We start from the raw sequence: 22,146 nt of genomic DNA, 5'->3' as shown, positions 1-22,146 counted from the left end.
TATGAAACTCAAAGTAATCCTGCTTCTATTAGCTACGCTTACCTCTAGTGTCGTAAGCCTTGGACAAACGAGCACTAAGAACTATGTCATGAGCCTTACGGCCCGTGATACGATAAAGACCAACCTGAATGCTCAAAGGGCCAGCCAACAGCAAGTACAGAGCGATATCGTATATGTTGATGGACTAGGAAGAACCAATCAGGAAGTGATGCGCGAAGCCTCTCCCAATGGGTCAGATATGGTTAAAATGTACAGCTATGACCCTATCGGCAGAGCGGATAAGGATTATTTGCCTTTTCGAGCGAATACCACATCAGGTGCTTACTACAACAGCCCACTCACGGGCCTCGAAGGGTTTTATGACGCACCTCCAACCGGAGTTGATACCATTGACTACCCTTATTCTCAAACCCTCTTTGATGACTCTCCGCTGAATCGAGCGATTGAAATCAGTTCACCTGGAACCCCGTGGCGAAGTTCTGCTGAAGGAGGAACGCATGCGGTTAGTTATACCTATCAATTCAATGACGCCAATGAAATCAGGCAAATCACCGTCGATAACAGTGCAAATCAGATCATGACTGCTACTGGAAACTATCCAGCCAATGAACTTCGAGGCATGCTGACTACTGATGAAGATGGAAAGATGATGCTGGAGTATACCAACAAAACAGGCCAAGTGGTTTGTAAGATCAATGCGGTGGGAACTTCCGATGAAACCTATACCTATTATGTCTTTGATGATCACAACCTCTTAACCTTTGTGATTCCCCCGCAGGCAGTTGCTGAGATTGGAACCAACTGGAGTTTGTTGAATGACAACAATTTCTGCAGTAAATGGCTGTTCCGCTATCAATACGACTATCGCAATCGCATGATCGAAAAACAGGTGCCTGGATCGGAAAAAATTGAGATGGTATATGATAAAAGAGACAGGTTGGTCTTTACTCTGGACGGCAACCGGAGGAATGTTCCGGTGATTTCTGGCACCACTACTTCAGGCTCAGTACAGTACGTTGAGTCGGGTACGCTGGTGGTAGAAAGTTATCAGGGTAAAAGCTATGTAAGAGCGCCTGGAGCGAAGATCCTTTTCAAGAAACCCAACTTCAGTGCTTCCAAGGCTGATAACTTTTCGGCAACCAAATCGACCAGTCAGGCGACTTACGAACATCAGTGGCTGTACACCAAATACGATGAGCTGAACAGGCCCGTGATGACAGGAATTAAAAGCATGACTCAAAACCGGAGTGAACTGCAGGCCATCATCGATGGCAACAATAACTACGACTTTGGCGTGGCTTACATTGGTAATGTAGGTGGTAATGTACACGGTTATGATGACACGGGCTATCCTCAGGCCTCGGGTACAGAGGTACTGACAGTCACTTACTATGACAAGTATGATTTTGTTACTGACTTTAGCTGGGGATCAGATTATAGTTATGCCAATCACTATCCCTCGGTAAAAGGATTAGCTACTGGTGGGCTTACCAAATTGCTTAAGGAAAGTCCGGTCAAGCACCTAAAGTCGGTAGCCTACTATGACGACAGGTTGCGATCAAAAGCAACCATCACTGAAAACTATTTCGGTGATGCCGACCAGGTGGTTATCACCTATAGAAACAAAGTATCATCCTTAGTCAAGCGATCCTCGACGCTGCACAGAAATGGAACTTCTACTACTACCATCGAGGAGAATTTCACTTATGATCATCGAGACCGTTTACTGACCCACACCCATGAGATCGTAGGACATGGAACCAAACCTTTGGCTAATCATACCTATAATGCCATTGGTCAATTGATCGAGGAAGACCTGCATGATGATGGCTCACCTGCACAATCAGTGGATTACCGCTACAATGAAAGAGGATGGTTAACAGCCATCAACGGGGGAGCTAGCAATTTTGATGATCCTTCTACAGATCAATTTGGAATGGAACTGAAGTATAACGATGCTTCTTCAGGGAATTTCAATGGCAACATTTCTCAGATGCTCTGGAAGGCGAAAGGCGGCGGTGTAACAGAGGCTACTCAGAATTACCAATACTCCTACGACAATCTAAATAGGCTAAAGCTTGCCAATTATACTGGAGTAGGGAACTACGATGTAAGTGGCATCACTTATGACAAGAATGGGAACCTTCAAACCTTACAGCGAAATACCATTGATAACCTGGATTATGACTACATTGGAAATCAGTTGACACGTGTAGAAGATGCAACGAACAACACACAAGGGTTTATGAACGTTTCATCATCAGTGGAGACCGAAGAATACAAGTACGATAAAAATGGAAATATGACCAGTGATTCCAATAAGGGCATCACCAATATCCAGTACAACTACCTGAACCTTCCACAACGAGTCACAATGAATACAGGGCAAAGCATCAATTACACCTATGATGCAACAGGGGTCAAACACCTAAAAACATTTAATGGTAAAGAATGGACTTATGATGGCGTATTCCATTACGAAAAGGAACCCTCAGAAGGAAGTGCCCAACTTGAGTTCATTCAACATGCCGAAGGACGAGCCTTAAAGAATCAATCGAGCTGGAATTATCACTACAATGTAGCGGATCATCTTGGGAACATCCGAGTTACTGTAAGTGAAAATGGCTCTGTTATGCAGAGAGATGCTTATTATCCATTTGGAGGCACCTTCAACCACTCTGCCATAAGTCCTGAAAACTTGTATAAATACAACGGAAAGGAAGAACAGAAAGAGACCGGATGGTTAGATTATGGTTTTAGGATGTTTGACCCATGGCTAGGAAGATGGAATCATATAGATCCACTTGCCGAAGATTTTTATACTCAATCACCTTATCATTATGCGTACAATAACCCTGTCAATTTTATTGATCCGGATGGGCGATCAGGAGAAGCAGTGATAGATGAAGATGAGAAGACTATCACTGTTAATATCCACATTGTTTTTTATGGGGATGGGGTAAATCAGGAAAACGCTGATGCAGCCGAAGCGAATATCACTGATATGTGGAATGCCAATGCTGGCGATGATGGATATAGCGATGCTGGTGATGGTTGGCGGATTAAATTCAATATTAGTTCGGAAATAACTGATGAAGCAGGAGCAGAACAACTAGCAGAGGAACATGATGGAGATGCGAAGTACAACTTTATAAGAGTAGAAGATGAAAACTATGCTGATACCTTTAAGTCTGATAGTGGAGATTGGGAAGGAGTTTCAAAAATGACTAAGGCTAAAGGCTCGAACTCTGGTTTTTGGCAAACTAGAGATATGTATAATACCTCTCCAGCTCACGAAATGGGTCATGGCCTTGGCTTGGACCATAAAGCTGGGGGTGTTATGACTCCAGGGGTAGGAAATAATGGTCCTGTTAATTCTTCGAATCTTGCAGAGGTTAGAGGTTATATCTTGGATACAGGCTCCGATAAATCAAGCTTTAGAGATACATATATAAGAGGAGTAAAACGAGTGAATTTTGGCTCAACAAACACCACATTTCATATTAAAAGAGGCAATGTCAGACCCGAATAAGATATTACTAATAGCAATACTGTTCCTCATTGGCTGTACTCCTAGCAAAGAGAAGACGCAAAGTCTGTCAGTTGAAAAGATGGATTCTGTATTAATTAACTGGAAGCTTGATACTCTAGGTTGTTTAGGATTACGATATGCTGATCAGGAATCACTTAAACAAGTAGTTAAGCAGCTAGAATTAAGGGGAGAAAGCTCTTCTGTATTGATTAGTTATTTGGGGGAGCCAAACTATATTGATTATCAAGAAGACAGTTGGAAAGCTCTTATATACTTCATGGAGTGTCCTCCAGATGGATCAACAAGTATGAGTAACATGTATTGTCACTTTAATAGTGATACGCTTTATAACTGCTCCAATCCAGTATTTTAAATTACTGAACACGATAAAGAAAAGGGCCTTCTTTAATTGAGAGATAATAAGCCCTCATCAACGTGATGACCAAAGCCCACTATCTTCCAGTTGCACGAACCCTCTAAGCGTAAAATCGGCTGAACAAAGTGGCATTAAGTCGAATAAGCGATGAGAAGGCACGCTTACCAAGGTCTTACGTTGATCAAGCTTGAGTTGGTTATAAATCCAATAGTCAGTACCAAGAGCTAATGGACCTAGTATAACATAATTTTCACCTTTGATAGTATACAAGGCTCCACAGGCCAATGTCTTTTTATCACTTTCTAAATCTTTCAACAAAGAAGCATTATTAAGAAGTAAGTCAAAAGATTTTGGTGAAATGGCATCTCGGCCCTTGTGTTTGAATATGATAGCGGAAACGAGGAATTGGGCATCTTGATAGAGCATATCAGAACTTTGAGCCAATGGCATGATAATGCTTATCAAGTCTGTTAGAATGTCATTCAATTTCCGCGGACTTTTAAAATGGAGATTATTAAGTATGCTTACACATTGAGAAATTATGGTGCTATAACTGAATAATCGTGAGTCCATAGTCGTATCCATTTTTCGTACATAGTCAATAAGAGTAGTCATTTGGTTACTAAGTATGATACTTGTTGACCTTAAATCGCACATTTTCATTTCAAGTTGATTCAAAAAAATTTGAGGTGGTCAATGGACCACCTCTTTACAACCAGCATAGACAAATTCTGCGTGCGCAGAAAAGTGACGGGAACTAGCCCGTTTTCGTTTGACAATCGTTTTTGTTCCTGATTCATCAGGATTGAATATTGTCATACTCCTTGAAAAGTCGGGCAGGTACAGAGGGCTACTCCAGGCCCTGTACATACCCACCCTGACTCAAATTAACCTATAGTGTTAACCATAGAATCTCCAGGTCACATGGTCTAGCCAAACTGAAGGTTTTACACGCTGTTACGTTTCAATCATTGTGATTCTCCATATTAGTAATCTTATCCAAACCAGTCTTTAGTAGCAGTATTTTGATGTATTGATAATCTCTCGGTTCCTCTAGTAGAAGATTTCGAAGAATTTTTAAGTCATTGGTCTCTTGTAATATCCCTTCGATGAGAGCAGTTATTTCAGAGAATGGAGATAAAGAGTCAGAATTCCTGTTCGGATTTACTACGATCTCATTGAGTAAATCACAAATTCTTTGATAACGAGCATCTTTATTTACCGAGTCGCCAACTTCTTTTTTAGTACCAATCACCAGTTCTTTGGCTAAATAATTACGTGGTAGGAGGCCTTCCTAAATTTCACTATTTCCATCACTTTCCTATTTCTAATCGAATCGTTTTAAATATTATTCATCAAGGATGTATTTACCTTCTCTTTTAGAATATCGTATTTTGAGACCTTGCTTTCTTAAAGCATTGATCATATTTCTCACTGTTTTTTCGGTGCATCCAAATACATCTGCTAGTTCATTAGGAGAATGAAGCCTGCCTGCTCGAATACTTTCAAGGACGAGATTTAGTCGTTTTTGATACGTCTCATGGGTCATCATAAGAAGGTATTTATGGCAAGAGAATCTCTTGAAGAATAATTTTGCTTTGGAGCTCTAATTGTTCAGACAGTTCTTTATACGTTAACCGTCGCAACTCGTTGACTTTTTGATAGTAACTCTCTCGCCTTGTTTGAATTGGCTTGGTTAAATCAAAGACAATTTCTCCAATACCAAGAATGTCAATTTCTAGTACAATACCGAGATCGCTTAATCCGAAATGGAGGTGATTGAGTTTTATATCTTCTGCAATAAGTTTGAGTAATAAATCCGTATTTACAAGTTCTTCACTTGCACAAGCAATATCTTTCATAAGTATGCTTTATTTTCATATACGATGTAATATTATGAAATAATAGATTATTTAATGAATGAATATGAAAAAATAGCACCTATTTTATGTTTCAATTAAGTAAACGGAAACTATTTGGTGATATTTCTATCTTTAAGCCGATTCTGATTTTGCACCATTCAATAAGAGATGAAAGTAAAAAACTCTATTGGTACCAGGCTAGCTGATTTACGAAAGGAATTGGGGCTAACACAAGGTGATCTTGCTGAAAAGTTAGAGGGCTTTAATAGAGATCATATTACCAAATTAGAATCCGGAGTTGTTAAACATCCAAAGCGAGAATTGATTGCCCAATTGGTAACGATCCTGGGTACAACTTATGAATGGCTGGAGCTTGGACAAGGATTGCCACATGGAGCTGCTCCATCACAAGATGATACTGTTACTCAATACATAGATCAACTTTTGGATTCTATTCAAACCGACAGTACAGATCGACTCGACTTACTTCGAAGCGAATTTCGCAGGCTTCTTCATGAAAATTATCAGTTGAAAGTGCAAAATGAAGAACTCAAGCAAAAAGTCCTCCATGTTCTTGAAAAGATAAAGGACCGATAAGAATGAAAGGAGACCGGTTAGGAGCCGGTACTCCTTGTCACACAGCATAGGGCATCACTCACCATTTCAAGTTTCTGCGACAACAACCCTCGCTTTAACCATATTGCAAGGTTAACACAGTTGACGGAATTTCCTTTTCCGGCTACTTTTTGTAGGCAAAAAAAACTCCCACCATTTCTGATGAGAGTTCTTATTAGGATCAGTTCGATGACTATTATTCAACTAAGTCAAGTTCTTACATTATCTGCTAAATTGGCTCTGCATTTTGATAATCTTCTTCGGTAATAGTATATGTTTGGGTTACACTTCCACCTGAACGACTAGTTTGCCAACCAGCTTGAGTTCCTCCATCGACTCCTAATTGGGGCATATCGATGATATTCCTTTCTCCATCAAAGAAACAACCTGAACCTTCTACACGGCAATATTTTAATTTTCGTTCTCCGTCAAACGTTACAATTATTGAATCGGCAAAACTCCAATCGACTTCACATATGAAATTCGCTGATTCGGCAACACGACAAATTGCACGTGATCTGTCTTGCATTCCTGATTCTAAGTCTATTTCACTTGACATTGAATATGAAGGGTGAAAAATATCCAAAGTAATATTTCTAGAACATGAATTTATAATTACCCTCCGATAATCGTATTCCTCTGTTTCTTTATGACAGGCTGCTAAGAAGAGCAGCATTAGAAATGATACCCAAAGATATTTATTCACCCGCCCACAGTTTCGGCATTTTGATAATCTTCATCACTAATGATATAGGTGTGAATACTAGGATTATTTCCACTTGCTTGCAACCAAGTATAACCGTAGCAATTAGGACGAGACAAACTTGTATTTATCGCTCTTTCTTCGCACGGCTTGGATTCATTTAGTGAAATCGTTGAAGAGAGAATTCGTTCCTCGTTAAAGATAATTCTTCCTTCTTCAGCATCTTGTGGCCACCCAACATTACATTGACCTGCGTCAAATCCCGTTCCACAAGTTCCCAAGATATTCAGTGTATCTTGGGACATAAGTGATGCTGTAAAAAGGATAACTCCAAAATCCAATATTTCTAATTCCACATCATGAGGAGTGTTATTTATGATACGTCGAACTACATCTACTTCACCGCCCTTTTCACAAGACACTAACACTGAAAGTAGCAACATTAGAAAAATGCCACCAAGTACAGGCATTCTCTTCTTGTCATTCATCTTTGATGTTCTCATAAAAGTCTCGTAATCGCTCAATATTTCCTTCTGTTGAGTTTGAGTGATTATTTATTAAATACTCCCGAATCCTTCGTTTAGTCTAAAGAATATGAGAATTCTGACTCAGAAATTATAGAAGAACTCTCACTTAAATGAGTGAGAGTTTTCGAACGGTCTATTTGTTTTGCGGCTAGTAACCATTAAAAATCACTTGTTCACATATGTCTTATCCGCTAATTTGCTCAGCGTTTTGATAATCTTCTTCTGTGATAGTATATGTATAAGTCTGAACGCTTTCTATATCTGATCTTACATAACCGGACTCAGAAAAGTCTCCTTCATTATTGAGAAGTATCGTTAAGTTCATGATATTTCTTAAGCCCTCAGAACATACTCCTTCTAATTGGCAATACGTTAAACTTCTATCATTTGCAAATGTAATTACCACCGAATCTGCAAATTGATTCCATCTTAAATCAACGTTACTCATTACGTTGCAATTAGTATCTCCATTTGACCGACGGCATAGTTCCATTTTCTCATCAAGATTATTTTGAGCAATGGAAATAGTCTCAAAAACTGAATCTCCTAAATAGACATCAATCTTCAAGTCTACGGGGCTTTCATTTATTATTAAACGTCGAACATTCCACTCAATTGGGTCTTCCTTACATGCACTTAAAAAACTCAGAAGTGACATGCATAATACTATTAAGTAGTTTTTCATCGTTTATTATTCTTGATGTTTTCGTAAAATGCCCTCAATCTTTCTATTTCATTTTCAGTGCTATTGCTAAAGTTATTTCTCAGATGCTCCTGAACGCCTCGTAAAGTAGTTCGATTATCAAGAGCTCTTTGTATTTGACTTAATGAATACCCGAATACCCTGTCGTCAGCATAGTCATTTGTTGTCCCACCATTTGGCAGTCTAGATCTTTGGTTGTCATTATCAACGAGATCAATGAAGAATGGTGTGTATTGCCATCCTTTTCCTCCGTCATTATATTCGTTTTCTCGTTGATTTGGTATATTTCTTACTATGGCCGGATAATAGGGTAGTGTAAAATAATATTCTACGGCTTCTCCAAAACTTTCTACTACCATTGGATCTACGATATAGCTTGTTTGAAAATTAACACCTGACTTCCAAATATGACTTACATGACCTAGCTCATGCATCATAGTTCGGTAAATTTGAGGAGTATACTCATTGCCTTGAACAAAAAACCGAACGTCATTTCTTAGCATCAGCCAGATTCTAGTTTGTTCCGTAATGAATGCTGGATTGTGTCGAAATGATCCTTGTATTAGATTAGAACTACCACTTCTAAATTTTAGTCGTATTCTCGCATTTCTGTACCAATCTGGAGTTTTGAGGCCATGTCTTTCCGCTTGATAGTGAAAATGCCGAGCTGCAATCGCCATGGTTGCTTCAGTCCAGGCTTCGCGATTGTGAATTATTCTTGTTGTTCCACCTGATAAAGTTTCTCTATCGCGAATTGTAATGTCCCAGGCGCAACCTGTTCTTGTGTTACTTGGACGATTAAAGTGACGAGTGAACCCCCAGGGATTAGTGATCTTATATCGATTTGCAACTCGCCATTTAATTCTATAATTGACATTTTTTCGAAAGCGTCTACTTACCCTGAAATAGCCATTAGAATTCGTAGTACCACTGCTCCAGAAAAAATGCCTTCTTGCCTGGACTTCAACACCCCACAATGGTATTTGTTGACCAGTTTCTACACCGCCATTCATCTCCATTACCTTGATTGTACCATTCGGATTCCAGCGACCACTTCGACACCAGGTTTCAGTTCGCCCTCCTTCTTCATCTTCATCAAGGTCTTCATTTCCAGTAATTTTCAGGGCTTCATCTTCAAGTGCTTCCCAGCTACTTAAACTCATTCTACCAGCATCTTCCGCCTCATCTTCATGTATAAGAAATAGATCCGCCAATACTTCAAACTCTACTGCAGGAAACTCAAAATCTGGTTTTACAACAGTGTATTGCCATGTTGGCATATGATCAGGGATAGTTGGGTCATGATACCAATGACCTACCTGCTCAATTTCGAAATCCAGTGGATGATCAAACAACGTCAATGTAGAATCTGTCTCCAACAATGCCACTTCCGTTGAATCTTTTGGCAGAAACCTGATGTATAAGTCTGTTGTTTCAATTTGAATATCTTCTTCAATTCGACCAGACGCAGTAAGATTCGCTAAGGCGATTTTCATATTCTCAACAGAATATGCATTCTCTAGTTGTTTTCCAAGCACCATTTTCCCATCACTAGGATAGAATTCATTCAGGTCAATATTCTCAAAAGACGTAGATTCTTCATCTACTGGAAGAACATCAACTTCATCTACACGGCATGACCAAAATGACAGCATCATTCCTAGAATAACGCCAGTTCTTAACAGAGTTTTTTTCATTATTTGTCTTAGTTCAGATTTACTGATAGACAAAAATATTGCTAATGACGGAATATAAAGTTCCGTTTACTATTGAATGAATATTTTTTTAAGAACTATGTCGCTCGGTTGCTTTTATGGCTTCCGTTAATGTTGCTTCTATGTCATTAATTGTTCCGTTCAACGAACCAACTTTTTTGGAGAGTCCTCGTTTTTTCCATGATTGCCAACCCAGAAGTACAAGTAAGGTCGAAATAATCCCAGCCAAAAACATCCCTACTAGCCAAAACTGGGCCCTACGTTGTTGTATTTCTTTCATTTCATTCAGGTAATGACTTACCATGCTTCCCACGTATCCTCGAGCTGCTAACTCTTTAATTTCTTCACTTTCTCGCTGATAACGTTCAAGCTCCGTCGTGTATTGCTTATAATACTGTAAGTGTTTTGAAGTGGTTTCAGGAAATACCGTTGACATCAGCTTGAATAATCCGAAATTATCAGGGTGTAGTGATACTTTTGGATACAAACTTTTTGCTTTTTCCAGTACCAAAAGTGCTTCTGACCTGTCACCTACTAAAAAATACACCTCTCCCAAATCTTTGTAAGTTATGAATTGGGAATGGCCTCTTTTATACTTCAGTGCCGAATGAAAATTATCAATAGCTTCCGTGTAACGTTCTTCCAATGCAAGAACATTTGCCAGATTATGATATGCCTTGCCCAAGTAGATCGAAAGATCAGGTGAAATAGTGTTTTCCATTTCGATGATTTTCATGAAAGAAGCTTTTGCATTCTCTAAATCACCTTTGTTTTTTTGAAGCAACCCCTGCTGATTATAAATCTGGAATCGCTTCTTCTGATCATCTTGAGCTAAAGCAAACGAGCGATCATAGCAAATCATGGCTTTATCAAGACTATCCATTTTTTTGTAAGCATTCCCTTGGTTATACCATAGACTTGCTTGTTCTCTTTTACTGTATTGCTCGGCAAATGGTAATGCTTCTTTATAGAACTCTATAGCATGTTCAAAATGATGATACTCTTTAAGTAATACTCCCAGACTCTTTCTGACATTGAGTTCAAGATATAAATCCACAGTATCTAATTCAGATAACGTTTCAAGGGCGGCCAAATAGGAAACCAATGCTGATATTTTATCATTACCAATATCTTGTGTGTGTCCTAACAAATAAGATGATAACGCTTTGAAGTAAGGTCTATTAGTGGATTCCGATACGACAAGAGCCGTAGATTTGGCACTATCCATAGATAGTCTGATTTCCCCATTGTAATAATCTAGTAAGACGGATTCAGGCTTTTGACTAAAAGCAAAATTCGATAGGAAATAACAGCAAATAACAAGTAGTACCTGTTTCATAGCATGATGAACTGTCGGGTCTTAATGTGGACATAAACTTAATAAAAAATCAAAGAGGAGAGGTATGTACAACCCCTCCTTTTAATTTAGAGAGGTTATTCACCTCCCTTTGGACCACCTTTGTCATCATCTCCATCGTCGGTATTCAAAACGATTTCATTTTCCACCAAATCGGTTATTTCTTCCATAGGATCGCTAATTTCCGTACATGATGCCAAAAGAATGACTGTAAAAAGAATGCCAAAAAGAGTTGTGAAATGCTTTTTCATCACATGTAAAATTTTAAAATGAAACATGGATTAAATCTACTCATTCACAAATGGATGTTTCCGTTTACTGTGTGTCATGTGAAAGAAGAAAATACTGTCCTTGAAAGAACCAAATTTTTGAACATCACCACATGAAACAGTTCTGCTATATTTATTTACCAATTTGTGGTGAAGGCAACGAAGAATAATTAATCAACTTAAAGCAAAAGATTATGTACTTACAAGATTTTATCTAAGTCGGAGCAAATGACCATTGATAGAGTGAAATGGTGGAATCCCAGCTTATCCTATTTCATTTGCTGATGTGTTCTACGGAGCTGGTTATCTCATGGGTTATGTGACCGCTGGTGTAATGTCAGGATTCATGTGGGTGGGCGACCGATATTCTGAATTGAAAAATGGAGGTGATAGCGACGCAGATGGTTCTGGCACCAGTAGTGGTGAAGAATAAATTTGTGCTATTGGGCCGAAAGGCCCAGCCTTTATTTGTTTTAATAAGAACAGAGCCAGTTTGAAAAGAAAAAGACTCATTAAAGGAACATTGATTGCCACAGGATTGATTCTTATGGGTTTATGTTCTTTCTATTTTCAAGTAAAAACTAATGTCCCATCTATTAAGAATGTCTCAGTAATTGTTGTTTTATCTGGGATATGGGGCTACGTCACAGTAACAACTTTATTTCTTTTACAGATCCCTTTAAGAAAGTATTTGAAAAGCTTTTCAATCTTTCTAGAATTCTTCGCTGCCCTGGGTTGCTTCTACTTCGGATGGTTCATTTTTCCCCTTGCCTTGTATAAGGTTTGGAAGGAAACAATAATCAGCAACAAATACTTGAACTATGCTTTTCTATCTGGGTTTGGAGTATCGTTACTGTGGACTTTTTTCCTGGGAGCTACAGTATTTGGGTTCTTCTTTTCACAACAAGGTAATCCTCAACATATTAACAGTGTTCAGACCTATGAATTACCACTTGAATATACAAACAGTAGCCACCTTAAAGTATGGTGTGAGATAGAAGGAAAATCTTACCCTTTTATCCTAGATACAGGAGCAAGTAACATCATTTTCATGGATGCTGATGATCCCCTTCATAAACAAGCTGGCGTGGGCCTGAAATGGTTTTCTGTGGGGCTTGACGCTACATCTCACTTGTTTTTCACCTGGATATATGAAGTCGAAGAATTTAAGATGTCAGGATTAACTTTTAACAATTTCAAATTTGATGGAGTAAGGTTTAAGCCCAATCACTGCGATTCCGATATAAAGGGGATCATTGGAAAAGACTTAATGAAGCATTTCACATGGTATTTTAATTCCAGTAATAGACGTATTGTAATCGCAAACAACATTGAGTCTTTAAGCTTGGATCAGGTATTTGATACCCTAAATGTGAGTATAAACAGGAATAGCCATCACATTAGACTAAGGCTAAAAGTGGATAATAGCGTAAAAGAGCCTTTTATATTAGATACAGGTTACAATGGAGGAATTGGACTTTCCGCAAATCCAGAATCTATTCGCGGAGAAGATAAAGTAAGAGTTATTGGAAGTGCTGGAAGGAGTCTCAGCAACAAGTCAGATGAATTGCACAGATACAAGATCCCCCTGGTTAAAACCTCAGAGGAAAATTTCGTATTAGCGCGGAATGTCGCAGGGTATATCTCACCTGGTCGAGCAAATTTACTCGGAAACAAAGTTTTAAAGCGGTGGGACTATGTGTTGGATTATCAGAATAAACAAGTTCTCATCAGAAAAGACAGCAGCAGGTCCATAACCATGAATCCCAGAGGTTATGGGTTAACATATGATGTAAGTGACTCAATGGATGTGTTAATATCCAGTGTGGATGAAGATGTCTATATGTCATCAGGTATCGAACCAGGATGGAAAGTCTCAGCCCTGAATGATCATGAAATCAACGCCGATAACTATTGCGAATTAGTAAGTGCCGCATTCAGAAAAGACACAATGAAAATCACATTCCTAGAACACCCAGAAGCCATTTCCTTAAAAAAGAGATACTTGTTCAAATGCTATTAGAAATAAAATTGACGGGCTTCAAGGCCTAAATAATTAAGATGTATGCTCTGTTTGGCGGAGTAATACCGATGTTGGTTCTATGGCAAAGTCGGGACAATACGTTCCCGACTTTCTTTGAGCACTAGTTAAAAGATTACTGTTCTGATTCAAAGATAAAATATCAAACGAAATGCGCCGTGGTTAAGCTGGCGCATATTCAGATGCAGAGGACAAGGGCTGGAATCATTTGATCTCCCAAGTCATTTGATATTTAGCCCCCTCATTCAAAAGTCTTTCAGATTAAGAAGCACTCCCTAAAAGAATTTTTACGAATCTGGATGAACTAAGTGAATTGACATTGAGTAAAAGTTCGTCTATCTCATTTACTCGGAATCCGTATCACCTAAGTTTAATGAAGTCAAATGATCCTGAAATACCCCCAATGATTCTACGGGGGCTAAAGCTTCAATCAATCTATTTTCAAAGTCTATCTGGAAGACTGGATTGAGCATCGGATGGAATTCAACTTTGGATTGTCCCGCTTTAAGGAAAACCTGATATCCTCTAAACTCAACATTGCTCAAAGGGTTGATTTCAAATATTGTACAGTCCTTATTGGCTGATTCAATTTCTTCTTTTGCTTTTGGTAGGAGTTCTTTTAATAACTCATCAGTAATCAATTGATCAAGGAATTCTTTTTTTAGGTTCCTTTCCATGGTTTATGCTAGTCAAATGCAGGTTCAAGATAAATAAAGGGAAAAGGTATGAGTAATAGCTCTTTCCCTCTATCAAATAACAATATTATTTGGTTAAATTCTTAAGAAGATTCGCCGAAATTTATGACGCCTTCCCTTCAATATTATGCTACCACAATACTGAATATTTATTCCAAAGGTCGACAAGATTAATGAATAAAAATTCATGGCCATTTGACGAGCTGTCTTTGACTTAGAAAAAAGGTGGTGATCCTGAATTTGGAGGATTCAAAAGTGTTTCATTGAACCACCAATTTATAGGACTAACTTGATTGAATATCCTCAATAAATAGCAAAGTCTTCTATTCATCAAAATAGTTGGCACTTCATTTATGGAAATCCACATGGAAGTGCATCATAGTAGTAGATACTTTCCTAGACAAAGTTCATAGAGATTGCAGGATAGGAGATTTAAATTGTGTGGAGTATGAGGAATTTGCTACTTTTCTTTCTAGTCTCATTTATCACGCAGGTCGTCTGTGCACAAAATACGTTTTCATATAATCGAGCCTGGAGACAGGTGCATCACCATGAACTGCTCGATTTGCCAAGATCTGCAAACGCTGAAGTCGATACCATTTACCTAAATGCGAAAAAGGAAAAGAACAACCCTCAACTTCTTAAAGCCCTCATATACAAGTCAAAATTCCTACTGAATCTTGAAGAGAAATCTCAGGAAAAAATCGTTGCCCTATTCAAAAATGAAATAGACGCAGCAGATACTTCAACCAAACATTTCCTTGAAAGCATGCTCGCCAATATCTACTGGCAGTATTATCAGAAAAACAGATGGCAGCTGCTCAACCGATCGAGAGCGAATACGAAGAACGATACAGCTGCTTTTACCACCTGGGATGCCACTCGAATTTTTCATGAGATCCATGTCCTCTATCAAAGATCTTTGGGAGACGCAGCCATCACTCAATTGGTTCCTCTGAGTGAATACGAAGACCTGCTAATAGAACATGTAGACTCAAAGAAATTTAGACCAACGCTGTTCGATTTTCTCGCTCACAATGCATTGAACCTGTATTCGAGACCAGATTCGAACCTTCCGCAACCGTTGAATCCCTTCCAGATCAATGAAGCAAAGTCCTTTGGTCTTTTTTTTAGTGTAGAAGTTAACACACCCGATTCGTTGTCATTTTTGGCAACAGCACTTGGGATTTACAACTCCTTGCTAAAATTCCATCGAGAGGACGAAGAACCTTCTGCACTGGTAAATATTGAGCTTGATCGCCTGGATTTTCTCAAGGCAAATGCTATCCTTGAAGGCAAGGAAGAACATTATCGAGCAGCTCTCGTTTCCCTAATGGACACCTATAGCACCCTCGACGTAGCGGCGCAGGTTGGATATAAAATTGCTGCTCATGACAATGATCTATCCTCTAGCTATTCACCCGGTTCAAACGAAAACGTTCGATTTAAGCGAAGAGAAGCACTAGCAATTTGTAACGAGATTATCTCCAAGTTTGAAGGAAGCCTGGGCGCTCAGCAATGTGCTGTGCTCCGTGACATAATACTGGAAAAGGAGGCGTTGATAACTAGTGAGAAGTATCTGTCTATTGATCAACCCTCTAGAATTCTTATTCGATATAAAAATCTAGATAGCCTTTATCTATTTCTCTACAAAGCCTCACATGAAGTAATCAGCGAGATAAACCAAACGAGAAGTGATTCGCTTAAGCTGGCGAGGTTAGGGAAACTTCGTCCTGTAAAGAGCTGGAGTACAACACTCAAAAACGAACAAGATTATCACCAGCACAGCACAGAAGTTCTTATACCTTCTTTGATGCCAGGAGCATACTTCTTGGCAGTAAGTCCTGACTCTGTGCTACGGCGGGGCGTAGGCATCCACGCGTTCGGCAGTTTTCAGGTCACCGATATAGCTATAGCAGAAAATAATGCTATGGGTGGTGAAGCAAGGTTTTTTCATGTCCTAAACCGAAAGAATGGTAGCCCACTATCTGGTGCCTCCATCCATCTTAAGAATAGGAATACAAGTGACTACAACATACCACTTGATAGAATGGTGAGCAGCGATGAAGACGGCATCGCGCGACTAAACATCACAAATAATCACCAGCAGGTGATAGCAAAAGTCGCTTACGAAGGTGATACTGCAACTTTCGGAGATTATTACTTCTACAAGCGAAACGGAGGAATGAATAATCAGGAGCTAGTGAGAGTAACTGCAAAGACATTTCTTTTTACTGATCGAAGTATTTATCGTCCTGGCCAAAAAGTATACTTCAAAGGCATTCTCATTCAGAAGAAAGGAACTGATTCTAACGTCGTACCCAATGAGTTCGTCGAGGTTTATCTAGATGACGTAAATGGGGAGGAAATTGGTTTTCTACGCCTGAAAACAAATGAATTTGGCTCCTTTAGCGGCTATTTTGACTTGCCCCCAAATGGTATTACCGGTGAGTACAACTTGTATGTTGAAGAGGACTACGAAGAAGATAGCAAGTTCTATGATGACATCATAGACGAATTCGAATACAGTGATCTATATATCTCGGTGGAAGAGTACAAGCGTCCCACTTTTGAGGTCAAGTTTGACCCGATAGAAGGGACCTATCGCCTGAAGGATTCTGTTAGCGTCAGTGCCAAGGCGTTGTCCTATGCAGGGGCAAGCCTCAGCAATGCAGACGTCACCTTTCGCGTCAGAAGAACAGTTCAATATCCACGTTGGTATCCATGGGATCGACAGATTAACTCCTACAGTCCAGCTCAGGAGATTTCCTTTGGTAAGTTGAAAGCTAATGAAAAAGGTGAATTTGAAATCCAATTTTTAGCGGTAGCAGATCCTAAGGTGGGTAGAAAATCTATTTTTTTAGACTATGTTCTACTTTTCAAAATGGGTGTTCACCTAGACTAAATGATGGTAGAAACTTTGTCCATTATTCTTGAAATTGAAAAATAAGGAAGGGACAACAAATTGGCTACTTAAATGTGTACAACATAAATAATAGGACCATTTGTAGTTCTTTGTTCTAGTCAAACTTGATCGACTTTATGGGTTGAATTCTTGAAATGAAGTTAAGAGGGATAAAGAGGCTACTACTAATTAATAAAATTACCAACAAGTTGACACCAATAATTGATAGCCAATCAAAATAAATAGGAACGTGATCCATATAATAACTATCTGGATCAAGAGGAATGGCTTTGACATAAAATTGAATCAAACCAAATCCGAAAGCGATCAGGTTTCCCCATCCCAACCCTCTGACGATTAATCTAAGTCCATTATTAACGAATATATTTCGAAGTAATCTGTTGGATGCACCCATAGCCTTAAGCATTCCAACCATTTGTGTCCGCTCCATGATTAATATCAGTAAAATTGATACCATGCTGAATCCTGCGACAAGAAGTATAAGTATCAAAAATATTACCACGTTTCGATTCAATAAAGAAAGCCAATCAAAAATTTGCACATATTTGTCACTGACTTTTTCGACATAAAGATCATAACTAATAGCATCATAAATATCCGACAATCTTTGATCGATAAGATCAGTATCGTCAATTAACAATTCTATTCCTCCAATTTCGTTTGACGCCCAATTATTAATCCTTTGAACTAAACCAAGATCACCATAGATTATATTTTCGTCAAATTCCTCTAGTCCCGTTTCATAGATACCCGAAATTTGAAGTTTCCTGTAACGTGGGGGATTTTGTATAAAATAGATTAGTACTTCCTCACCAACTTTTAATTTTAGATAACGAGCGATTTTCTTACTCAAAAGAACTTCTTTTGAATATTTTTTTGAGCCTAATTTTGGTAACTGACCTTCAATCAAATGCCGTTTAAGAGCCACGGTATCTTGGCGATTACTTATCCCCTTTACAACCACACCCTGCACCTCCTCATCGGTTTTTAAAAGCCCTGCTCTAAACGCAAAAGGCTGCCAATGAATTATACCTGGAATTGTGTCAAGCTTTGTTGCTAGTGAATCATCCATAGTCATGACCTGATCCTCAAAAGAGTTTGTGAGAGAGTATTTATTGATAATCAAGTGCCCACTGAAACTATATATTTTATCCTTGATTTTCTTCTGGAATCCTAACAGTATCATAATTGATAATAAGACAGCTGCAACACCAATAGCAATAGATATAATTGCAACGCGACTGATAACAGAAGAAAAAGAGCCTTCGTCGTGCTTTGATATTCGTGAAGAAATAAAATGTGCAAGATTCAAACTAAGAATACTTTAAATACAATTCCGAAATTACTTCAATTTATAATCAATTGTGATTTTCATTAGCTACACTATCATCAGCATACGCTTTAGCGAAATCAACTTAACTCGCACATGTAGAAAATGAGTTGATCTACTTAAATATGATTAATTTCATTTACGATTAAGTGAAAATAATTTTACCGAACGGTCCACCGAAAATCCAAGTATTATTGAATATTATTTGCAACAGATTCCCATTGCTTTCTTGGAATTACGAAAGGTAATATTATAAAAACACCAAGTATGGAAAAGATTAAGCCTCCGGTTGTTCCTGCAGCTAATGCATGCCAAAAAGCCTTTTCATCTCCATTGGCGAGAAATGGAATCATACCGGCAATAGTAGAGCAAATGGTTAACATTATGGGGAAAATCTTACGTTGAAAGGCTTTTTGATACAATTTTGGGAGAGGAACGGTTGGACGTTCTAGTAAGAGATTGTTATAGTCATTGATAATGAAATAACCAGCATTCACCGCTACCCCACTTAACAAAATAAATGAAGCGTAGCCACCTTCATCAAAGTTTATCTTAAAGAAATAGAACGTTATGAATACTCCAATGAATGCCACAGGGACTAGAAAAATAATCAAAAGTGGTTGCCAGATGGATTCAAATAAAATAGCTCCGATAAGAAAGATAATGGCACATATAAGTAATAGTATCCAATATTGATTTCTTTGGTTCTGTCCACTCAATCCACTCTGTTCCTTCAATTGATAACCAAGGGGCAAAGAACGATTACCTTCAGCAATGAAGCGATCCGTATACCGCTCCTTTAGTTGTTCGGGCCCAATGAAATCAAAAGCTAGTACAATGCGATATTGTTGATTTTCTCTGATTATATGATTTCCTACTTTTCTCCTAGATAAGTCTGCAAAACTCGATAGTTTAATGTGCGAATTATCGTTCTTTATGATGGGATAATTTTTGACATTCCAGACATCCAACTGGCCGGATTCTTCTGGTAAAATATGTATGTCAACTAACCTACTACCTATTTGACCGCGCCATAGGCTTTGGTCATGAAAATTAACTTGCTGTAGAAACTGATGTAAGGTAGTATATTCCAACTCTTGTCTTGCTAACTCTTCTTTGTCTACTTTCATGTAGTATTCGAAGTTCGGAGACACGAAAAAACTTGGTTTTCCTAACAAGTCTACTTCTACGATACGTTCACTTTCAAGTAACCTATTTTTAAAAGAATCGGCAAATGACATCAATTGATCATAGTTATAGCCAAAAAGGTAAAGATTGGTGTTTTTAAAGTTGGTGTTTAAAGAATTGCTAAATCCACGTCCTACACCATGTATGTCAGAATCCATTCCCCCGATATAGATTGCTTTTTCAGTAAGTTTGGCTTTAAGGAAATAAGGAAAACTCGTGAATTCATATGCTGGCTTGAAATAAATTTTAATGGTGGCTTGCTGAGCATTTTGTATATTGGTTTCAAATTGTTCAATTTCATCGAATTGACTTAGGAAATTTTCAATCTGAAGGAATGCAGCGTTCATTTGCTGTATAGAGGACCCCAGTGGCATTTTACCATTAAAAAGCAATAAAGTACGATCTAGCTGACCCTGATAAGAAGAGGAGAAGACATTTTCGTAAAATAAATGCAAGGTTCCTCCGAGCCAGAGTTCAATAGTTGACTTAATATTTCCTCTATACCATTCACTTCCAAAAGTCGAATTGTATAAATTTTCGTACCAAGAAGTTTCTACGTTTATCGTATCACTCTGATGTTTGTATTTTTCACTTTCAGTATCTGAACCAAGTTTTTCTGGTAGCAAATGAAATGGCAAACCAAATAACAGGACAAACATTAGATAAACGGCAAGTCGGAAACGAGATAAAAATTTATTGATTCTAAAATAAAAATTATTAAGCTTAACGACCCTTCGCTTATTTCTGAGTGAGTAGTTATTGATGCTCTTTCCCAAGTGAGCACTTCGAATTAGGGCTGGAATAAAAAAAAGTGAGACTAAAAGAGAAATAGTCAAGTTGATAATAAGTACATAGACAAAGTCCAGTAAATTTAATGCCTGGTCTTCTTCGAGAAAGAAAATAATCGAAAGTGCGCCGATAGTTGTAATAGTAGCTGCCAATAGGGCCAGAAAGACTTTCTTATTTTGATTCTTTCTCCAGTGATCGACCATAATAATTGTATTATCAATTATTATCCCTAGTGAAATCGTGAAGCCTGCAAGTGAATACAATTGAATTTCGATCTGAAAGAGGAAATAGCAGATAAAAGCCAGGGTGATATTGCAGAATATACTTGAAACGATAATAAACAAATACACTAAGCTTCTGTTCGCTAGCCAGACAAAAAATAATAGGATTATCAATGACAATCCAACGCGCCAGAGAATGTTATGCAATTCTTTTTCTAAGAACTCAGAGTTGTCGTAGCTGAGGGTTAAGGATATCTGTTCAGGTAGAGTTTTCCTCAACTCGCGCATCTTGTCCTTCAATACTCTGGCCACTATTAAATCATTGGCTTTGTGACCCACATAAACTACCATAGTCACGGAGTTAAGTCCGTTGATACGGTAATACTTGTCAGGCAATCTGTAAGTTTCCATGATTGAACAAACAGAATTTAAGAAAATAATACGATCACCCACTTTTTTAACTGGAATCCTGTCCCAAGCAATTTCTTCTCTTGCAGCAGTTTTTAAGTAAACAGCGATTTTATTCTCCTCTGCAAATGATTCACCGAATTCTACTAGGCCCAATGGGCGATCTTCAAAGTAGTTACTAATGGCAGATCTGATTTCTGTCGTCGTGATATCAAGACTGGCCAGTTGCCTTGGACTATAACTGAGATGCCATAATGGAGATTGTACCCCATAAATTTTTATTTCCTTTACACCAGATGCATTCTCTAGAGAAGGTACAAGATGAGTTACTCCGAACTGTTGTAACTCCTGATTGCTTAGTTTGCCGTTCAGGGTATAAGTAAGCAAAATCTTTGATGAGGTTTCGTGACCTTGACTTATTTTGGGATAAGAAACCCCTTCCGGTAAAGTGGAAGCAATCTGTCGAATAAGCGTAGCAATCTCGAATCTGGTGGTTTGTAGGTCATCAACATCATCAAACTCCAGTGTGATATATCCTTGATTACGAGAGGACTCAGAAAAAATAGAAGAAACTCCTCTCAAGGTTGCTAAAACTCCTTCTAGGGGTGCTGTCACTTGTCGTTCTACAATCTCAGGTGACACGCCATTCCAACTATAAGTCAAGGTGATTTTCGAACCTTTAAGGGCGGGACGATAGTTGAAATTCAAAAATGGAATCACAATTACCCCTATAATTATAAGCAGAATGAAAATAACAATGATCCGAAACGGAGAGATGTCAGATTTCATAAAGCAGCTGTTATTTGGTCGTCAACATAAATAAACGGAGAAAATAGTAAGCAGCAAAATCCCACTAGTTTCTCTATAAATTCCAAGTATTTTCAATTGA

At 38.4% G+C, this 22,146-nt stretch carries 17 protein-coding genes; 6 read left to right on the top strand and 11 right to left on the bottom strand.

From position 1 onward, the window contains the following. The first annotated feature begins 1 nt into the window (after nucleotide 1). Together R8G66_06485 and R8G66_06480 are read left to right on the top strand one after the other, a co-directional pair. On the top strand, nucleotides 2-3,532 hold the full coding sequence (locus tag R8G66_06485) for a DUF6443 domain-containing protein (GenBank protein ID MDW3191990.1): 3,531 nt from the start codon (nucleotides 2-4) through the stop codon (nucleotides 3,530-3,532). Next, nucleotides 3,477-3,905, top strand: coding sequence for a hypothetical protein (locus R8G66_06480; GenBank protein ID MDW3191989.1), 429 nt, complete (start codon nucleotides 3,477-3,479; stop codon nucleotides 3,903-3,905). The genes R8G66_06485 and R8G66_06480 overlap by 56 nt, the downstream gene beginning before the upstream one ends. Before the next feature lie 57 nt (nucleotides 3,906-3,962). Here R8G66_06480 and R8G66_06475 read toward each other — a convergent pair whose 3' ends face one another. Together R8G66_06475 and R8G66_06470 are read right to left on the bottom strand one after the other, a co-directional pair. Then, nucleotides 3,963-4,394 carry a hypothetical protein gene (locus R8G66_06475; protein ID MDW3191988.1) on the bottom strand — a complete coding sequence of 144 codons (432 nt, stop codon included), beginning with the start codon at nucleotides 4,392-4,394 and terminating at the stop codon, nucleotides 3,963-3,965. 1,076 nt (nucleotides 4,395-5,470) lie between these two features. Next, nucleotides 5,471-5,770: a hypothetical protein gene (locus R8G66_06470; GenBank protein ID MDW3191987.1), complete on the bottom strand. Its 300-nt coding sequence runs from the start codon at nucleotides 5,768-5,770 to the stop codon at nucleotides 5,471-5,473. A 168-nt stretch (nucleotides 5,771-5,938) separates the two neighbouring features. Here R8G66_06470 and R8G66_06465 point away from each other — a divergent pair, with 168 nt between their 5' ends. Beyond that, nucleotides 5,939-6,367, top strand: a complete 429-nt coding sequence (locus tag R8G66_06465; protein ID MDW3191986.1) for a helix-turn-helix transcriptional regulator — start codon at nucleotides 5,939-5,941, stop codon at nucleotides 6,365-6,367. Between the two features lie 247 nt (nucleotides 6,368-6,614). Here R8G66_06465 and R8G66_06460 read toward each other — a convergent pair whose 3' ends face one another. The 6 genes from R8G66_06460 to R8G66_06435 all read right to left on the bottom strand — a co-directional run bounded on the left by R8G66_06460 (nucleotide 6,615) and on the right by R8G66_06435 (nucleotide 11,641). After that, entirely contained in the window at nucleotides 6,615-7,091 is a 477-nt protein-coding gene (locus R8G66_06460; protein ID MDW3191985.1) for a hypothetical protein, read from the bottom strand. Further along, nucleotides 7,088-7,576, bottom strand: a complete 489-nt coding sequence (locus R8G66_06455; protein ID MDW3191984.1) for a hypothetical protein — start codon at nucleotides 7,574-7,576, stop codon at nucleotides 7,088-7,090. The genes R8G66_06460 and R8G66_06455 overlap by 4 nt, the downstream gene beginning before the upstream one ends. A 223-nt stretch (nucleotides 7,577-7,799) precedes the next feature. Beyond that, on the bottom strand, nucleotides 7,800-8,300 hold the full coding sequence (locus R8G66_06450) for a hypothetical protein (protein ID MDW3191983.1): 501 nt from the start codon (nucleotides 8,298-8,300) through the stop codon (nucleotides 7,800-7,802). Then, nucleotides 8,297-10,048: a hypothetical protein gene (locus R8G66_06445; GenBank protein MDW3191982.1), complete on the bottom strand. Its 1,752-nt coding sequence runs from the start codon at nucleotides 10,046-10,048 to the stop codon at nucleotides 8,297-8,299. Before R8G66_06445 ends, R8G66_06450 begins: the two co-directional genes overlap by 4 nt. A 55-nt stretch (nucleotides 10,049-10,103) precedes the next feature. Beyond that, nucleotides 10,104-11,261, bottom strand: a complete 1,158-nt coding sequence (locus R8G66_06440; GenBank protein ID MDW3191981.1) for a tetratricopeptide repeat protein — start codon at nucleotides 11,259-11,261, stop codon at nucleotides 10,104-10,106. 206 nt (nucleotides 11,262-11,467) lie between these two features. Next, nucleotides 11,468-11,641 carry a hypothetical protein gene (locus tag R8G66_06435; GenBank protein ID MDW3191980.1) on the bottom strand — a complete coding sequence of 58 codons (174 nt, stop codon included), beginning with the start codon at nucleotides 11,639-11,641 and terminating at the stop codon, nucleotides 11,468-11,470. A gap of 304 nt (nucleotides 11,642-11,945) precedes the next feature. Between R8G66_06435 and R8G66_06430 the strand changes: the two genes are divergently transcribed. Continuing rightward, nucleotides 11,946-12,092: a hypothetical protein gene (locus tag R8G66_06430; GenBank protein ID MDW3191979.1), complete on the top strand. Its 147-nt coding sequence runs from the start codon at nucleotides 11,946-11,948 to the stop codon at nucleotides 12,090-12,092. A gap of 618 nt (nucleotides 12,093-12,710) precedes the next feature. Further along, nucleotides 12,711-13,682 (top strand): hypothetical protein, encoded by a 972-nt coding sequence (locus R8G66_06425; GenBank protein MDW3191978.1) that lies wholly within the window; start codon nucleotides 12,711-12,713, stop codon nucleotides 13,680-13,682. Nucleotides 13,683-14,044: 362 nt separating this feature from the next. Here R8G66_06425 and R8G66_06420 read toward each other — a convergent pair whose 3' ends face one another. Continuing rightward, a complete protein-coding gene (locus R8G66_06420; GenBank protein MDW3191977.1) occupies nucleotides 14,045-14,377 on the bottom strand; it encodes a hypothetical protein in 333 nt (110 codons plus the stop codon). Between the two features lie 466 nt (nucleotides 14,378-14,843). Between R8G66_06420 and R8G66_06415 the strand changes: the two genes are divergently transcribed. After that, complete coding sequence (locus tag R8G66_06415; protein ID MDW3191976.1) at nucleotides 14,844-17,300, top strand: MG2 domain-containing protein; 2,457 nt, start codon at nucleotides 14,844-14,846, stop codon at nucleotides 17,298-17,300. A 115-nt stretch (nucleotides 17,301-17,415) separates the two neighbouring features. Here the strand turns inward: R8G66_06415 and R8G66_06410 are convergent, their stop codons facing one another. Continuing rightward, a complete protein-coding gene (locus R8G66_06410; GenBank protein ID MDW3191975.1) occupies nucleotides 17,416-18,633 on the bottom strand; it encodes an FtsX-like permease family protein in 1,218 nt (405 codons plus the stop codon). 209 nt (nucleotides 18,634-18,842) lie between these two features. Then, on the bottom strand, nucleotides 18,843-22,046 hold the full coding sequence (locus tag R8G66_06405; GenBank protein ID MDW3191974.1) for an efflux RND transporter permease subunit: 3,204 nt from the start codon (nucleotides 22,044-22,046) through the stop codon (nucleotides 18,843-18,845). Nucleotides 22,047-22,146: the final 100 nt, after the last annotated feature.

The organism is Cytophagales bacterium (genome assembly GCA_033344775.1).
Taxonomy (GTDB): Bacteria; Bacteroidota; Bacteroidia; order Cytophagales; family Cyclobacteriaceae; genus JAWPMT01.
The sequence above is the reverse complement of the archived record's forward strand: the minus strand, read 5'-3'. Positions and strand labels throughout refer to the sequence as shown.

Coding starts and splice junctions, on each gene's coding strand:
- R8G66_06465 (MDW3191986.1), top strand. CDS start 5,939: ATGAAAGTAAAAAACTCTATTGGTACCAGGCTAGCTGATTTACGAAAG.
- R8G66_06455 (MDW3191984.1), bottom strand. CDS start 7,576: ATGAATGACAAGAAGAGAATGCCTGTACTTGGTGGCATTTTTCTAATG.
- R8G66_06405 (MDW3191974.1), bottom strand. CDS start 22,046: ATGAAATCTGACATCTCTCCGTTTCGGATCATTGTTATTTTCATTCTG.
- R8G66_06440 (MDW3191981.1), bottom strand. CDS start 11,261: ATGGATAGTGCCAAATCTACGGCTCTTGTCGTATCGGAATCCACTAAT.
- R8G66_06485 (MDW3191990.1), top strand. CDS start 2: ATGAAACTCAAAGTAATCCTGCTTCTATTAGCTACGCTTACCTCTAGT.
- R8G66_06470 (MDW3191987.1), bottom strand. CDS start 5,770: ATGAAAGATATTGCTTGTGCAAGTGAAGAACTTGTAAATACGGATTTA.
- R8G66_06420 (MDW3191977.1), bottom strand. CDS start 14,377: ATGGAAAGGAACCTAAAAAAAGAATTCCTTGATCAATTGATTACTGAT.
- R8G66_06450 (MDW3191983.1), bottom strand. CDS start 8,300: ATGAAAAACTACTTAATAGTATTATGCATGTCACTTCTGAGTTTTTTA.
- R8G66_06435 (MDW3191980.1), bottom strand. CDS start 11,641: ATGAAAAAGCATTTCACAACTCTTTTTGGCATTCTTTTTACAGTCATT.
- R8G66_06415 (MDW3191976.1), top strand. CDS start 14,844: ATGAGGAATTTGCTACTTTTCTTTCTAGTCTCATTTATCACGCAGGTC.
- R8G66_06425 (MDW3191978.1), top strand. CDS start 12,711: ATGGATGCTGATGATCCCCTTCATAAACAAGCTGGCGTGGGCCTGAAA.